Source organism: Mucilaginibacter sp. P2_D11, from assembly GCF_056404435.1.
In genome coordinates, this window is record NZ_JBFUEA010000008.1 from 89677 (window position 1) to 106116 (window position 16440).

At 47.6% G+C, this 16440-nt stretch carries 14 protein-coding genes; 1 reads left to right on the plus strand and 13 read right to left on the minus strand.

Translation table 11 applies throughout. The features are described from left to right. Positions 1-41 precede the first annotated feature (41 nt). The 13 genes from AC1DXC_RS14045 to AC1DXC_RS14105 form a co-directional block, all read right to left on the minus strand. Positions 42-2162, minus strand: coding sequence for a bifunctional aldolase/short-chain dehydrogenase (locus AC1DXC_RS14045; RefSeq protein WP_477459777.1), 2121 nt, complete (start codon positions 2160-2162; stop codon positions 42-44). Positions 2163-2560: 398 nt separating this feature from the next. Beyond that, the gene (locus tag AC1DXC_RS14050; protein ID WP_477459778.1) at positions 2561-3184 is read right to left on the minus strand and encodes a tetratricopeptide repeat protein; all 624 of its coding nucleotides are present in this window, start codon (positions 3182-3184) and stop codon (positions 2561-2563) included. Further along, positions 3172-4338, minus strand: a complete 1167-nt coding sequence (locus tag AC1DXC_RS14055) for a tetratricopeptide repeat protein (RefSeq protein ID WP_477459779.1) — start codon at positions 4336-4338, stop codon at positions 3172-3174. The genes AC1DXC_RS14050 and AC1DXC_RS14055 overlap by 13 nt, the downstream gene beginning before the upstream one ends. Then, entirely contained in the window at positions 4326-6482 is a 2157-nt protein-coding gene (locus AC1DXC_RS14060) for an urea transporter (protein WP_477459780.1), read from the minus strand. The genes AC1DXC_RS14055 and AC1DXC_RS14060 overlap by 13 nt, the downstream gene beginning before the upstream one ends. A 301-nt stretch (positions 6483-6783) precedes the next feature. Beyond that, complete coding sequence (locus tag AC1DXC_RS14065) at positions 6784-8145, minus strand: hypothetical protein (protein ID WP_477459781.1); 1362 nt, start codon at positions 8143-8145, stop codon at positions 6784-6786. Between the two features lie 93 nt (positions 8146-8238). Continuing rightward, the gene (locus tag AC1DXC_RS14070; protein WP_477459782.1) at positions 8239-9318 is read right to left on the minus strand and encodes an ATP-grasp domain-containing protein; all 1080 of its coding nucleotides are present in this window, start codon (positions 9316-9318) and stop codon (positions 8239-8241) included. After that, positions 9293-9538, minus strand: coding sequence for a PqqD family protein (locus AC1DXC_RS14075; RefSeq protein ID WP_477459783.1), 246 nt, complete (start codon positions 9536-9538; stop codon positions 9293-9295). The genes AC1DXC_RS14070 and AC1DXC_RS14075 overlap by 26 nt, the downstream gene beginning before the upstream one ends. A gap of 134 nt (positions 9539-9672) precedes the next feature. After that, positions 9673-9786, minus strand: coding sequence for a twin-arginine translocase TatA/TatE family subunit (locus AC1DXC_RS14080; RefSeq protein ID WP_477459784.1), 114 nt, complete (start codon positions 9784-9786; stop codon positions 9673-9675). Between the two features lie 89 nt (positions 9787-9875). Further along, entirely contained in the window at positions 9876-10583 is a 708-nt protein-coding gene (locus AC1DXC_RS14085) for a LytR/AlgR family response regulator transcription factor (RefSeq protein WP_477459785.1), read from the minus strand. A gap of 9 nt (positions 10584-10592) precedes the next feature. Further along, positions 10593-11792 (minus strand): sensor histidine kinase, encoded by a 1200-nt coding sequence (locus tag AC1DXC_RS14090; protein ID WP_477459786.1) that lies wholly within the window; start codon positions 11790-11792, stop codon positions 10593-10595. Between the two features lie 164 nt (positions 11793-11956). Further along, the gene (locus AC1DXC_RS14095) at positions 11957-12388 is read right to left on the minus strand and encodes a hypothetical protein (RefSeq protein ID WP_477459787.1); all 432 of its coding nucleotides are present in this window, start codon (positions 12386-12388) and stop codon (positions 11957-11959) included. Between the two features lie 227 nt (positions 12389-12615). Next, a complete protein-coding gene (locus AC1DXC_RS14100; RefSeq protein WP_477459788.1) occupies positions 12616-13233 on the minus strand; it encodes a response regulator transcription factor in 618 nt (205 codons plus the stop codon). Further along, positions 13230-15215, minus strand: coding sequence for a tetratricopeptide repeat-containing sensor histidine kinase (locus tag AC1DXC_RS14105; protein WP_477459789.1), 1986 nt, complete (start codon positions 15213-15215; stop codon positions 13230-13232). The genes AC1DXC_RS14100 and AC1DXC_RS14105 overlap by 4 nt, the downstream gene beginning before the upstream one ends. A 153-nt stretch (positions 15216-15368) precedes the next feature. On the opposite strand from AC1DXC_RS14105, the gene AC1DXC_RS14110 reads away from it, so the two are divergent. Next, positions 15369-16436, plus strand: a complete 1068-nt coding sequence (locus tag AC1DXC_RS14110) for an OmpA family protein (RefSeq protein WP_477459790.1) — start codon at positions 15369-15371, stop codon at positions 16434-16436. Positions 16437-16440: the final 4 nt, after the last annotated feature.

Sequence of the window (16440 nt, forward strand, 5' to 3'; positions counted from 1 at the left end):
AGCAAAGCGGATTGGTCAGTCTGCTTTGCTTTGTGTGTATATTATCTTACGAAACCCGCCGCTACACCGCCATCTACGTTCAGCACGTTGCCGGTCGATTTGCTCAGCAAGCCGCCAACAAAGGCGAAGCAGGCATTGGCGATGTCATCTGGCAGGATAGCTTCGTTCAGCAAGGTACGTTTTGCGTAGTAAGCAGGCAATTCTTCAACGGTAACACCATAGGCTTTAGCGCGGCCTTCGGCCCATCCGCCGGCCCATATGTTGCTATCGCTGATTACGGCATCGGGATTCACCACGTTTACGCGTATTTTATCAGGGCCAAGCTCGGCCGCGTTCAGCCTGCTCAGATGCAGCTGGGCCGCTTTCGCACTACCGTAACCGGCGTTATTGGGGCCGCTAACTAATGCGTTCTTGCTTACGATGTTGATGATGTCGCCGCCGTTATCCTGTTTTTTCATGATGGCTACCGCCGCCTGAGTTACGAAGAACTGGCCTTTCACCAACACATCGTACAGGATGTCCCAATCCTTTTCCTGGTGGCCTTCTATGCTTTTGGAGATAGAAAGGCCCGCGTTGTTCACGATCAAATCTACCCCGCCGAAGGCCAGCGTAGCATCGGCAAATGCAGAATCAATCTGCTCCTGTTTGGTTACATCTAACAAAGTAGTGGTATAACTATCCTTGCCGAATTTGGCTTTAAATTCTTCGCCTGCTCCGGCAAGGCGTTCGGCGTTCATATCGTTCAGTACCACTGCGGCGCCTTCTTCTACGAATTTTTTGGCGATTGCTTTGCCGATGCCGCCTGCGCTGCCAGTGATAAGGGCAACCCTGCCCGATAATGCCTTTGGCTTAGGCATGCGCTGCAGTTTAGCTTCTTCCAGCAGCCAGTATTCTATATCGAATGCTTCCTGACGCGGCAGGGAGGTATATTCTGATATCGCTTCGGCACCTTTCATTACGTTGATGGCGTTGATGTAGAATTCCGCAGCTACCCTTGCGGTTTGCTTATCTTTTGCAAAGGTGAACATGCCTATGCCGGGGTAAAGTATGACCACTGGGTTGGCATCGCGTATGGCGGGGCTGTTGGCGTGTTTGCAGGTGTTATAATACTCGCCATACATGGCGCGGTAGGCTTCGAATGCCGGGGTGAGTTTTGCTTTGATAGCAGCTACATCAGACAAGTCCTCTGCTGCATCCAATTCCAAAACCAGCGGACTGATCTTGGTGCGTAGGAAGTGGTCGGGGCAGCTGGTGCCCATTGGGGCAAGCCTTTCCAAATCGTTCGAGTTGATGTACTCCAACACGCGGGCATCATCGGTAAAATGCCCGATCATTTTAGTGTTTGACGAGCAGAAACCGCGCAGCACAGGTGCCAGGGCCACTGCCTGTTTCTTGCGGTTTTCTTCGCTAGCGCTCTGTAATTTTTGGCCGCCAAATACAGGGGCTTTTTTGCCGTAGTTCTGCTCCAGGTATTCTGCGCATTGCTCAATTACCTCCAGGGTATTGATATAGCTTTCGTAAGCAGTATCGCCCCAGGTAAACAAACCGTGCGAACCCAGCATGATGCCGCGTATGCCGGGGTTGTTATCCAGGCATTGTTTCAGTTGCAGGCCAAGGTCGAAACCCGGGCGTTGCCAGCCTACCCAGCCTATGGTGCCGCCGAATAGTTCTTTGGTTATTTGTTCGCCATCCTTCGCGGCTGCTATGGCAATGGCTGCATCGGGGTGCAGGTGATCGATGTGTTTGAAGGGCAAAAAGCCGTGCAGCGGTGTATCTATCGATGGTGCTTTAGAGGCCAGGTCGAAAATGCTGTGGTTGAAAAGTTCTACCATCTCATCCTCATAATCGATGCCGCGGTACACGTTGGTGAGGCTGCGCAGCCTGTCTACATACAAAGCCGCAAGCCCGCTTTTTTTAAGCGTGCCGATGTCGCCGCCCGAGCCTTTTATCCACATAACTTCCACATCCTGACCGGTTAATGGGTCTTTGGCGGTGGCTTTGCAGGAGGTGTTGCCGCCGCCGTAGTTGGTGAGGCGCAGGTCGGCACCCAGCAGGTTAGAGCGGTATATCAGCAGGGCAACTTCATCGCCGGCTAAGGCCGCCGCTTTTTCATCGTCCCACAGGTAGCTTACGTGCTTGAATTGTGTTGTATTAGCAGACATTGTATATGGATTTTTTTGAATTATTAACGCTTGGTTTACTCAATGGCAGGTTTATTTACCGCAACAATATTAAGTTTAACGGTTTATTCAACTGTCCTTAACTGTCTTATTGGAGGGAGGGATTTATGTAATGTCGTCAAGTTTTATTTATAGAAATGTTAGACATAGCCGCTGGAGTTGAGGAAGAGGTTTATCATCGCGGGCGAATCAGCATCATCTGCAAGTGGTATTGGATGCACTGTACCAACGGAAACCAAATAGAAAAGGCAACGCAGATATTTGCGTTGCCTTTTGCCGGTGCTCGTGCGCTGCATATTCAGCGTTACGAGCAGTATATCATATGGTGGATTACTGCCTTTGAACCGAAATCAATGATGTCGCTCCGCCCAGTGTATCAATCAATTCCTCGCCTTAATCAAGCCATCCAAACAGGAGGTATCATCGGGCTTAATAATCAGCGCCTGCTCGAAATAGGTGCGTGCCGCGGCTTTGTTGCCTGCCATCAGGTAGGCCCAGCCCAGCATCTGATTGCCATCGTAATCAAAAGGATAAAGGCTTACCACTTTCAAAAAATATTTGCTGGCGGCATCGTACTGTTTGCGGTTATAAAATATAATGCCTGCCCAGTAATTGGCCTGCGTGTTTTGGGGGTCTATCTTTAAAATGGCTGCGTACTGGGCAAGTACTTTATCCCAGCTGGCCAATAAGGAGAGCGGTTTGATATATCCGAATTTCGCCTCGATGGAATTGGGTTTTATACGTACGGCTTTGGCGTAGTAATTTTCTGATGCGGTGTAGTTTTTGCTGAGGAAATACAGCCAGCCCAGGCGCAGGTTGCTTTCGTAATTGCCATCGCTGTAAAAGGGTTTGATATCGTTTATGGCTTCGGCGTAGTCTTTTTTAGCTTCTTCGGCATAACTACTTTTGTAGGCGCGCTGCAAAGCGGCTTCAGATTGTGCCCTGGCCTGTACCATCGCCAGCAGGCAAATAATTACGCAAAGTAACTTTTTCAAAACTTCCATGTAAGGCCCCCGGTTACCGAATGCAGGTTATAATTAGCGTTGCGGTAATAATCGTTTTTTTGCTCAAACGTATAATTCACGTATAAAAGTATATGGTTGCTCAATTGATAATACCCCGTACCGCCCGTTTTAAATTTAATAATATCTATGGCATTATAAACATACAAACCATCGGTATCTAAATAATTATCCAGCCTACCAAAAGTAGCGTTCCCCTCCAGCCAAAAATGGTTGAATATCATGGCGCCCAGGGTTTGACTGAAAGCCAAATTACTGCTGCCCTGCTGCAGCAGGCTCCCCCTTGAGATGGTGTAGAAATTGAGGTTCCCGGCAGGGTATATACTTACCTGCGCGTTGTATTGCTGTGCATTGGTGGTGCCGATAGTCCCCGTGCTGGCATCGGCTTGCAACACGGCGTACGCGGTTGAGTATTTGATGCCGGCGATGCCTATGCTGTTGTTGAAGGTGCTGCTGCTACTATATTTAGTGTTGAGGTAGTGGTATGCCCCAAAAATAGCCAGCTTGCTGCTGAGGGCGTAATTAAGCTTGCCGTAGTATTCAAATTGCTTTACGGGGTTACTCAACAGCCTGTTTTGATTGAGGAAGGTAATTCCCTGGCCGAAATGGATAAAAGATTGGTCGAGGCTGAGTTTGTAACCCAGTTGCGTGGCCAGTCCGAAACGGGTATAATGGCCGTTCCCCCTGAAATAATTGCTGGAAGACCGGAAGCCATGCTCTGCCGTAACGCTGAGTACTTTAACTGCCGATGGTTTGGCACTAAAGGTAGTGTCGTTTATAACGGCCAGGTGATAAGCGGCCATATCATCGCGGTTGAGATAAAGGTTGCAAAGGTAGGCGTAGTAGTTTGCCGCCTGGTTGTGTGAATCGTGCTTCAATACCTGCTGATACTGGTTCAATGCTGCCCCATAGTTGCCGGTAATGAACCGGGCGTAGGCGATGCGCAGCCTCAGCAGGGGGAAATCGGTATGGTTATTTACAGCTGCTTCGCCATAGCTGATCAGCTGTGGCCAGTTGCCCGCCAAATAAAGCGCATAGCTGGTGCTGTCGGCCTTTTGGTAGCTATCCGTTTGGGCCTTGGCCATGCAGCAGGTCATTGCCAGCACGGTAATAAGTAAGTACTTTATGCTTGCCATACTGCCTCCTTTTTTTTGCCCGATAGATCGATAGTGAAGCCGGTAATCTGGTTGCCGGCAATTCGTACCTGTGCCTGCATAAGTTGTTTTTCGCCACCCGGTGTTTTGTTGGTGCCGGTGGAGGTAACGATTATATCGTTGCCGCCTTGCTTTGCCTTGCTCTGGTAATTGCGCCGGATGAAACGGTAAAATGGCGACACCAAATCGTGCAGCCATAGCCCGGCTTTGCTGCCTGCAATATCTACGGGAAAAACATCGTGTGCCATCACCGCTGCATCGGTAGAAAAGATAACCTTAAACGCCGCCAGCTGAAAATGGTAGAGTAACGACGCCCTGCCGCCGTAAAAGGCGGTAAAATAAAAGGCGGTATCGTTACTGATGAAGTAAGCAATATCGCCGCTTTGGTGGTCGTAAATATAGGTTTGGTTCAGCGTATCGGTAAATACTTCCCAGGTTTCGGTATGGCTGCCCGATGCTACTTTGGCCACATAGCCCGGTTGGAAAGAGAAAGCCTGTCTCAACGCAGATGAAGTATCGATATTGCTCACCGTATCGCCATCAGCAGGGGTTTGGAAGCTATTGAATGCGGGGCCACCGGCAGTCTCCTGCAGGTAATAAGCAAAAGGATAAGCGATGGTTTTAGAACCCACGTAAGGCGTTGCCTGCATCTGGAAATGCAGGTGCGGTTCGGGCGAGCGGCCACTGTTGCCGCAAAGGGCCAGTATATCGCCGCGTTTCACCACATCGCCGGGCTTTACCTTTGCTGAGCCTTGTTTAAGGTGCGATACCTTGCTGTACAGGCCCGGTGCATGTTTGATAACAATGGTATTGCCCCAGTTTTCGAGGACGTTTATCACGCCGATGGGGTTGTCATCGATATGGTTTATTACGGTTTCTACCAGGCCATCGGCGCAGGCCAAAACTGGTTTGTTGTAACAATAAAAATCTGGGAGTGCTTCGCCGGGTAGTTTAAAAGTTTGGCCGTCTTCATCCGTAATCACAAAATCGAGCGCCTGGCCCCATCCGGCTTTGTGGGTAATGCCACCCTCATAACCTTGCGACACCTTCCAGTTACCCATAAATGGCAACGACAGGTTAAGATAATTGAGGTTATGCAAGCGTTCCTGTCCGTTAAGATATTGGTAAAGGTTGGCCTCGGGCGAATAATTCTGATAAGCAACCAACTGTAGTTTGCCGGGTTGCTGTCTCAGATTTAAAAAATATAGTATCCCGATTACGATAATGCAGAAAGGCAGCGAAAGGATGGGCAGGTGCCTGGCATCCAGCAGTACCGTGAATGCGCCGGTAAGCAGATAAGCTAGCGGTATGATGGCAATGCCCAACAGGTACGAGCGCAAAGAGGGGACCGTAAAAAAGCCACTGAGCGCCATAGAGGCCATCATGAAGTTAACGCCCAAATGGTAATGGCCAAGGCCATCAGGATAGATATGCGCCACGGAATTAAGCAGGCAAGCCGATATAAAACCAAGCACCAGCAGGCTAAAACTGATGCGCGAATGGATGAATACCCCCACGCTGATAACCAGCCCGGCAAAAACGCTATCCTGAAACAAGATGGCACTTACCGCCCTAAAGAATAACTTTACATAAAACGGCAGCGGTATGGCATTCAACGCTGTGAAAAGTTGGTAATGGTTGGTGTTTTCTGCTGCCGAAAGTTCGTTAAGGAGATAGCTCTCCTTGGGCAAAAGATGCAGTTGCGCATAACCGTTGGCTGCCAGGAGCACCATCCAAAATACGATGACGAAGGGCAACGACAAGGCCGGGAGGCCGCGCTTTGCCAATATTGTCGTGAGGCTTACGGTAAGCATTACCGTAAGGATGGTAGCCACCACCAGCCATAAGCAAAATGCGGCATTGAAATGATAGAAACTGCCAAAACCGATGCCCACCAATATGGAATTGAAGGAGTAAAGGCCCGATTGTATGGTATCGGCCCGATGGCCTGATAATTTTAACAGGCCCAAAGAGAAACAGGCAGCAAACAGGCCTGCGCAGCCCGCCAATGGGTCGAAAAAAGAGACGGCCAGCAATAAAACAGCCAGCACATTATCCTGAGAAAAAAACACAATGGAATAGCTGTTAAGCAATGCCTGTATAAATAAGAGTGTTTGTTTCTTCAATTTGTTTCTATGTATTATTCAGTGTTTCTTGTCGCTCGCATATTTGACTCACCCTGTCGGCAGACAGGGTGAGGAAAGAAGCAAAATAGCCCCAATTTCTCAACGCCGCGCCAAGTGTCCACACTTGTCGCAATAACGTTTGTGAGCGTCCTCGCTCACGAGTTTTATGAATGTAAGCGTGGACGCTTACAAATGCTTACGTTCAAGTGTAGACACTTGAACAGGCAGTTTTTATGTAGCGATGGGTTGAAACCCATCGCTGCAGTTCTTTTTTTTATGCATTGAAAACTCCTATTTATTCCTACTTTTTTAATTGCTGCAAATAAGCAGGCAGCACCTCCGGCATTTCCAAATATTCCAGCGTTTCGGCTTTGCGGACGAGGTGCGACTGCCGCTGCTCGTCAATTAACACAACGGCGGGGCGCATGGTGATGAATTGCATCCACTGCGTCATGTTATAGGCACCCACTTTGTGTACAACCAGGTGGTTGCCGGGTTCCAGCGCGGGTAGGTTCACGCTCTCGCGCAGCACGTCAATATTCATGCAAAGCGGACCGTAAAGCACTACGTTATCGGTGTGCTGCGAGGCCTCTTGTGTCGGACTTATCTTATGGTCGTACCAAAGGGAGGTAAACAAGGTATTCACGCCAAAATCTACAATTACCGACCGCCGGCCATCGCTTAAGCGTTTATTGGCGATAACGCTGCCCAGCAGGTAGCCGGCATCGTCTATCAAAATGCGTCCGCTTTCCAGTATCAATAAGGGCAATTCTTCGTGCTTAAAACCGGCTTCCAGTAGGGTAGTGGTGATTGCTTCGGCAAAATCATCGACCGATGGCACGGTGTCTACGCCAGGTAAATAAGCACCCTTAAGGGTATTGGTAGATGGGAAGCCGCCGCCCAAATCAAGGTATTCGATGGGCTTATCCAGCGCGGCATTGCAGCGTATGGCCAGTTCGCTCATCTTGGCGGCGGCAATGCCATAGGCGGCGGTGGATAGCATGAACGTACCGATATGGCAGTGCAGGCCTACCATCAGCATTTTGCCCGAAGCCACTATTTTGTTGATGGCGCTCCAGGCCTCGCCGTTCTCGTAATTAAAGCCAAACCTATCCCAAATGGGGTAAACGCCGGTATCCATATTTACGCGGATGGCCACGCGGGGCTTTTTGCCTGTTTGTTCGCATAGCGATATGAGCGCGTAAAGCTCGTCGAAATGGTCGATATGGATGAGGGAATTATTTTGGATGGCTAAAAGCAGGTCATTGTTGTTTTTTTGCGGGCCGTTGAAGATGATATGTTCGCCGGCTACGCCGTTGTTTAGCGCTTTGCGATATTCAAAACCTGAGACAACCTCGGCCCAACTGCCTTCCTGGTGGAAGATATTGCAAACCGCATTCAAGTAATTGGTTTTATAACTCCAGGCAAACTGCACTTTTGGGTAGCGCGTGTTGAACGCCCGCAAGGCCGCGCGGTAGTTGCGGCGTGTCTGTTTTTCGGATAATACGAACAGGGGCGAACCATACTCCGCTATGAGGCTTTTTATGGCAACGCCGTCGATATCGGTAACCGCAGTAGCTTCGTTCTGCGTGCCGAATTTGTTCATCAGCCCCGTGTTCATCTTTTTGATGAATGGGCGTTCGTATTTTAGTTTTTGCGTCATTTGTTCTTTCTCTTTTTTCTGAACCCTGATGTACTTGATTTTGGGATTTCCTTGACGCTTTGTTCAAGTAATCCTTTAATCCTTAAATCATGGTCATAATTCACCAAAGGCCGAAAATTGCTGAAACTCGCTCACATCGGCAATATGGTCGAGCGCGTAGCGGATAAACATTTTGCCGACCTGATAATCTGTAAACGGCTCGACGTGCTCGCCCATGGCCATTTTTGCCAAGGCTACAGGCTGGTTTTGCCCGGCGGCAGCCGTTAAATATATCCATGCAGGGAACCTCGGGTTTATCTCCATAATGAATAATTCGCCGGTTTTATCCTGCATTAGTTCCAGTTCGAAACCTCCCTGCCATTTGGTTGCGGCGGTAAATTGCTGTGCAATGGCGAGCAGTTTATCATCGGCAATCGTAATCCCCGCCCAGGCCTTGCCTTTATCGGTAATATACAGTTTGCGCATGCTCACTATGCTTAGCGCGTTGCCCCTGCCATCGCCAAGGCCGGCCACGTTAATTTCGGTGCCCTTTACAAATTGCTGCACAATAATAGGCGTGCCCCATTTTGCACTGAGGCGGTAAAAAGCAATTTGTGCCTGGTATGCTGTGTGGGCGATCTCCGCTTCATAAAATTTCCCTTTTACCACCAGCGGGTAGCTTAACTCGTCGGCAGCAACTTGTAATTCATCTACAGCTGTGATGCTGACCGTTTTCGGCACGCTGAAACCATGTTGTTCGCCAAATGATGCGAGGTTGGGCTTACAGCATGCTGCTAACTGTTTATGCGTAGGCAATACGGTACGTATGCCGGCCTTGTGCAATTTCGCGCTTATCTTGATGAAATTATGAAGTTCTGCATCAAAATTGGGGATGATGAGGTGCATGCCTTCCTTAATTTGTATGTGTAGCAATCGTTGCAATAATGCGTCAGAACCTGCCGAGGGGTAAGGTATGAGATAGGTTTTATCAACCAGGTTATGCAGGTAAATGCCAGGTTCCAACGATTCGTAAGCGAGTCCTATGATGCGCACATCGGGGAAGCCTTCTCGTAAAGCCCGTATCACTGAAAGCCCAGGACCGGGGTTTTCAATTGCGTTTAAGCCGGTAATGCCAATTACCAATGGGGTATCTGTAGTGCCTTCCATCTTACCGTGCCTCCAAAAGGTTGGCATCTTTTAGCTGTTGAATCCAATCTTCCCAGTCGCGTTCAAGTGCTTTTGCCTCAACGTCGTAAATATCCAGCAGCTGCAGTTTGATGTCGGCATCGGTTTGGCCGGCTTTCATCATCGCCAGTATAGCAGCGGCAATGGGGTTGCTGGTGTACGAATCGCCGGTGGCGGGGTTAAAAATAAACCCGTTATCGCTGGTGGCTATATTGGTTTTGAGTTTCACGTAAAAAATATAATCAAATATAGGGGTTAATTGGTTTGTTGTCTGAACCGCTGATTTTAATGATTAAATGATGGCGCTGATAATTAAGTTACGATTTATCAATAAGCATCAGCGTAATCCTCAAATCATTAAAATCAACGGTTCAGCCTCTCCATATTGCGGATAAGGGCCGGTAATTTATTACTAAATATCAGTAATAAGGCAGCTACCAGCGTCAAAATTAATTCGGGGATACCTAAACCATACATCCTTATCAGTTTTATATATAAAGATGGTGTGGAACGGGCCTGAACCCGCTAATGTGTCGGCCAACGGGTTTAATGTGTAGACGAACGGGTCAGAAGTTTTTTGCCCAGCCCCGTACCGATTCGGCATAACTCTCGCCGATGGGTAGTTCAATATCCGCCAGTTTCAGCTTACGGTTGTGGATGGATTTTACCTTGCCGGTAGCGATGATATAGCTCCGGTGGATGCGCTTGAATTTATCCTCTGGCAGTTTCTCCAACGCTTTTTTTAAGGACATCAGTGTAAGTACAGGCTTGGGTTGCCCGCTCAGGTGTATCTTTACGTAATCTTCCATGCTCTCCAGGTACGCAATATCGGCTATGTTTATCTTCACCATGCGGTATTCAGAGTACACGTAAAAACTTTCTTCGGCAGCCCCTGGCTTGGCATTGTTTTTATAATTGTAAAACTCCAATGCCTTTTCTACTGCCTTGGTAAATCGGCTGATGTCTATAGGTTTCAGCAGATAATCCAATGCCTCCAGCTCAAAGCCCTCGAACGCGAAATTTTTATAGGCAGTAGTGAAGATGATAATGGGTTTACTGGCCAGCGAACGCACCAGGTCGATGCCGGTAATATCGGGCATGTTGATGTCTACAAAAAGCAGGTCCACAGGATTATTCTTGAGGTATTCGGCGCCGCTGATGGCATCTTCGAACGAGCGCGCCAGCTGCAGGTAGGGAAAACGGGAGATGTACTCTTCTACCAAACTGAGCGCCAGGGGCTCGTCATCTATGGCAACACATTTTAACTTCGTCATGCTATAATCTTAACTCATTAATATCAACTTTACCTTAAATGTGGCGTTGCTTTCCTGTATATCCAGGATATGTTTTTCGGGGTAGAGGTGCGATAACCGTTGTTTGGTATTGGCAATGCCTATGCCTGTACGCTCGGGCAATACCGAGGTGCGCTCAAAAACGGTGTTTTCACATTCGAAAGTAATGGTGTTGCCATTTACTGTTATTTTGATGTGAATAGTGCTTTGGGTTTGTTTGCTAACGCCGTATTTGAAGGTGTTCTCTACAAAGGACATCATAATTAACGGGGCGATTTTCTGGTTGCGCACTTCGCCCTCTACATTGAAATCTACGTTGGTTTTTCGGCCCAACCTAAGCTTTTGTAAGTCTACATAGTTTTTGATGCAGTCGAGATCCTGCTGCAAGGGCACAAAATCCTGTGTTACATCATCGGTTACGTAGCGCATAATGTTAGAAAGCTTCATGATGCTTTCTGAAGTATGCGGGCTGTTCATCATCGATAAAGTATAGATGTTGTTGAGCGTGTTGAATAAAAAATGGGGATTTATCTGGGCCTTGAGGAAGGAGAGCTCGGCGTTTACTTTTTCAGCCTCGGCTTTGATTACCTTTTGCTCGGTTGTTTGCCATTGCTCTACCGTTCGCATAGATAGTCCAAGGGCGATGATGATGCCGAAAAGGAAGAGGCTTACGATATCGGTAGAGCTGGAGTGCTGCCATATGGTTGCCGCCGGTTTGGGTTTTGCCTGGGGTGCCTGCATACGCAGATCCTGGTGTGGCAGCGGACCAAAGGGCATCGATTTGTTGCCGGGGCCGCGCATCAGGCTATCGTTGCTGTGCGTTGCGGCCGCCTTTAGCGAGTCGGCAGATTGCTGGCGGGCGGCAGCTTCCATTTGGTCCTGAAAACGTGGGTTATGCACCAATAATTTATCGAATGGCTGCAAAAAAAACACGCAGCCAAAGAGCATGGCAACGCCTGCACCATACACCCAGTAGTTTTTTTTCAGGAAATAATTTGGAATGAGATACCAGAGATTGAAGTAAAAGAGGGTGAGGTAAGTAAGGCAAAAAAGCCAATAAAATGGCGAGGAGAGCAATATCCAGGCCCCGCTTTCTTTGCTGCCCGTGCTTAAAAACAACACCGGGAACACCAGGAACAGCAGCCAGCCGGTAACGTGTATAAGTATGTTGTTTAATTTAAAACGCAGCATCTAAGTTTGGTGTATCCCTGTTTTGCCAATAAGCCAATTCCCGAAATTAAGGAATAATGTTAAATGATTTACAAAGATGCGTATCGGTTTGCCCCGCTTGGGCAGCAATCGGCTAAACGGGGGATATGTGTCGATTAATTGGGGGAGATATTGGAGGTCGAAGGTTAGAAATTAGTTGGTTTTGAAGTATGAGGAAGCGGTTTTTTATCGGGTACCACAAACTGATTTTTCGCCTCATCGGAGTAGAGGACTTCATCCGAATAATACTCTGCCAAAAACTTTTTAGAGATACCTAAGCCGGCATTGGCGGTTATAAACTCTTGCCAGGTTTTGGCAGGTTTCTGTTGCATTAGTATAGCGATGCTGCGGGCGAACACAACGGTGATTGTGTGGTGATATTTGGTTCCGCCGGCATATTTGGCATCAATGCCTTTAATGGCCGCGCAAATATGCCGCAGCGCGGTATCTTTATCAAAATCGTTTAAATAAAGCCATGCCATGCGGATATGCGCCTCGTGCGTAAACAACTCGGGGTTGATGGTAACGGTTTCTATTTGATCGATAAACTCCTGGTTATTCAGTTCGGCGTGCTGCATGATTTTTCGGTTTGGAGGGATGCAAATTTAAGATAGGCGGGACTTATTAATTAATTTAATTAAAATTAGTTAGTGCATGAATTTTGCTGCACTAATGCTATTGTATGCACTTAATGCAGCAAAATTCATACATAATTTGTGATTGTTTTGCCATAAGCGTAGACCTATAACGACGTGGATTAGCCGGCAATTCCGAAGCCTAAAAGGATAAAACAAGCGATTGCGGTTCAGATAAGCTTATTGCTCACCGCTACTTTCACCAATGCTGCAGTATTCTTTACCTTATATTTCGAAAGCATATTCTTTCGGTGGAAATCGATAGTGGTGACATCAACGAAGAGTGCATTGGCAATCTCCTGGTTGGTATTGCCATCGGCGATGAGTTCTAGCACTTCTTTTTCGCGACGGGTTAGGGCGGGGAGGCCTGTCGGAAGTTCTGGTTTGCGGAGTACTTCTGATACCGAGCGGCCGAAATAGGTTTTGCCCTTCATTACGCCTTTTATCCCTTCGAAAATTTCGTGCTTGCCGGCATCTTTCAGTACGTACCCGGATGCGCCGCTGGCCATCATTTTGCGGATGATCCCCGGCTGGTTATTAATGCTCAACGCGATAACCTGTATAGCCGGATATTTTGCCTTTACTTTTTTGCAAAGCTCAATGCCTGTAATATCGGGCAGGTTTATATCCATCAATATAACATCGGGCTGCTGGGTTTGCAGCACTTGAATCAGGCGTTCGCCGCTATCGCAGGCAGCAAGGAAGGCAAGGCCGGGCTCGGCAGTAATAAATGCCTTTAACCCCTCGGTTACCATGCTGTGGTCTTCTACCAAAATTATGTTAATCATGCTACCGGGATTTTAATGAGCACCGATGTACCCTTACCTTTTCCTGATTGTATATCGATGTTGCCCTTCAGGAAGTCGATACGGCTTTTAATGTTGCGGTAACCCATCCCTTCGGCCATTGCAAGGCCCTGCATATCGATGCCCTTGCCGTCATCTTCCACGGTAATACCTAAAACCTCATCCTTAAAGGTTACCTGCACTATGGCGCTTTTGGCATCGGCATGTTTTACTACATTGTTTATCAGTTCCTGCACCACGCGATAAACGGCAATATTTACCGTGCCGGTGGTCACCATATCTTCCAAATCGAAACTTTGGAAGGTTACGCTAAGGGCACCGCTATTGGTTATTTGCGCGCAGTACTCATCCAGGGCATCGTTCAGGCTCAACTTCAGCAAACTCTCGGGCATCATGTTGTGGGCCACCCTGCGCAATTCGGTTATGGACTGGTCAAGCATATTCATCGTTTTTTCGAAGGCAGCGGCATTCTCGGCCGTAATAACCATATTTTGTTTCATGTTCGACAGGGAATATTTTGTGCCGGTGAGTATGCCGCCGAGCCCGTCGTGCAGGTCCTTAGCAAGGCGGCTGCGCTCGCGTTCCTGCCCTTGCAGCAACGATTGTGTGCTCAGTAATTCTTTTTCTTTTTGCAGGGTTTGTATCTGCTGCTCGCGCAGCTCTTTTTCTGATAGCAGTAGCTTGTGCTTTCGTTCACTGTTATTGTTTATCAGCCAACCTATAATCAATAAAATTATCAGCAGGGTAAACAGCCCGATTATGTAAAACATGCGCCTTTGCAAGGTGAGTTTCTGTATTTGCTGCTGGCTGTTGAGGGTGCCTATCTGCGCTTCTTTTTTGCTAAGGTTATATTTGGCTTCAAATTCCTGCAGGTTTTTAATGGTGATATCCGAATGAAACCGCTCGTTTAACGTATCGCTTTGCAGGCGATAGTTATTGTACAGCGCCATGTTGCCGTTTGCCAGCGCAATATCGCTCAACAAACTGTACAGGCTTATTTTCAACTCCACCATGTCGCCCGCTTTGGCCAACGCAAGCGATTTATTGACTAAGGCCTCCGCCTGTTTATTATCCTTTTGGCCAAAGTAATAAAGCGCTAAAAAGTAAGGGGCATTTGCCAGCCCGGTTTTATTGCCTGTTTGTGTGGCTATGGTTTGCAACTCGTCGGCATTGGCTTTTAATAAGTTGTACTTGCCTTGGGTAGCCAGTATTTTGCTGTACGTCCCCAATTCATCCCCCAGGAAAACTTTGTCGCCCAGCTTGCGGCTGATAGCTATCGCTTCGGTTATGGTCCCAATAGCCTCTTTTAGCTTATTGGTTTTCATATACACATAAGTTACGTTAAGCAAAGCCTCCCGCAAAACCCCCATATCGTTATTGGCGCGACTTATCTCGATGGCTTTTAACCCGTATTCAAGCGCCTTAGCTGGCGAGTGGCCTACCGAAGAAAATATGCCCAGCAAATTACCGTACACTGCGGCCAGATGTTTTTGGTCGTTCCGTTGCTCATAGATGCTGATGGCTTTTAAATAATATTCCAGTGCTTTATCAATATTGCCGAGGTCGGTGTAGCTACCGGCAATGTTGTTGTAAGCGGCGCCAATGAGGCGGTTATCCTTCGAGTTTTCGGCAAGGGCAACCTGCTTTATCGATATATCGAGCGCCTGCTCGTAATTGCCGCGCATGCTCAGGATGTTGCCGTAACAAGCGTAGTATTTAAAAATGCCTTTGGTGTAGTTAATCTTTTTGGCGAGGGCGTAAGCCTTGTTATAATAAACAATTGCCGAATCGGGGTTGCGGTCGGCAATATCGTAACCGATATCTATCAGCGCGATTACTTTAACGCTATCCGGCCCGGCGTTCTTCAGTTCGGCAAAAAGCCTGGCACGCTCTGCAGCATCCTGGGCAAAGCAGGCTGCCGTTAACAAAACCAATAAAAGCGTTAAGCCGAAAATATTTTTCATAAATATTGCCCGATGCAAAGTATCGTAAAAATGGCATTTATTTTTTCTTAAAAATACTCCCTTTTTGGGGAGTATATAATTGAACGCTAAGCAGGTAGTTTTGGATTATCAACCTGCTTAAAATGATTTAATGTGCGTTCAATAATATCTATCATGAAAAATACTAAACTTATTATTACGATTTTTTCCTTGATTATAATTTACGGCAAGGCATCGGCGCAAACCGATCAGCCAAGCTTTAAGGCCTTTAATAATTACGATTTTATACCGGGCGATAAAATCATCTTTGAAGATAATTTTACCAATGACCAGGATGGCGAGTTCCCTGCCCATTGGAACCTTGGTGCCGGACAGGCGGTTATAAATAAAACAGGAGATGTAAAATCCTTTTTGCTTACTGATGGTAATTACGCGCATGTTAGCCCGCGTATAAAATCCCCGGCTTATTTAGGCGAGGCTTTTACCATAGAATTTGATAGTTACTCTACAGGTGGTTACATGCCACACCTTTACTTTTATGGCAGCAACGCCGATGCCACCGCCGCTAATAACGTGCTGGGGCAGGTGAACCTTGGTGCAGGCAATAGCCACGATGCCTGCACGGTAAGCGCCGGCGAAAGCGTGGAACTAACTGGCAACTATGCGCCTGCCCTGGCCGGCGAAAACTTCCTTAACAAATGGCACCATATTGCCATAGCCTATCGTAATAACCAACTGAAGGTATATGTAGACCAATACCGCGTGGTGGTTGTGCCAAACATTGGCATAAAACCAAAAGCCTTTGATATCGAAGGCATCGGCAGTACCGACCAGCCAATTATCATGACTAATTTCCGGGTGGCGAATGGTGGTGGTATGAATATGCTGGGCAAAAAATTTACCGATACCAAAATCATCACCCACGGGATAAATTTTGATGTAGACAAAGCCACCATCCGCCCGGAAAGCATGGGAACCCTGAACATGATAGCAGGTATATTAAAAGAAAACCCCGAATTGAAATTCGAGGTAGATGGTCATACCGATAACAGTGGCACTGCTCCGCATAACCTTACCTTATCGCAGCAACGAGCCGATGCGGTAAAAGCGCAATTAATAACTATGGGTATTGCCGCAGCGCGCTTAACAAGCAAGGGCTTTGGCTCGGGCAAACCCATTGCTGATAACTTAACGCCCGAAGGTAAGGCTAATAACCGCCGGGTAGAATTTGTAAAACTATAACCTT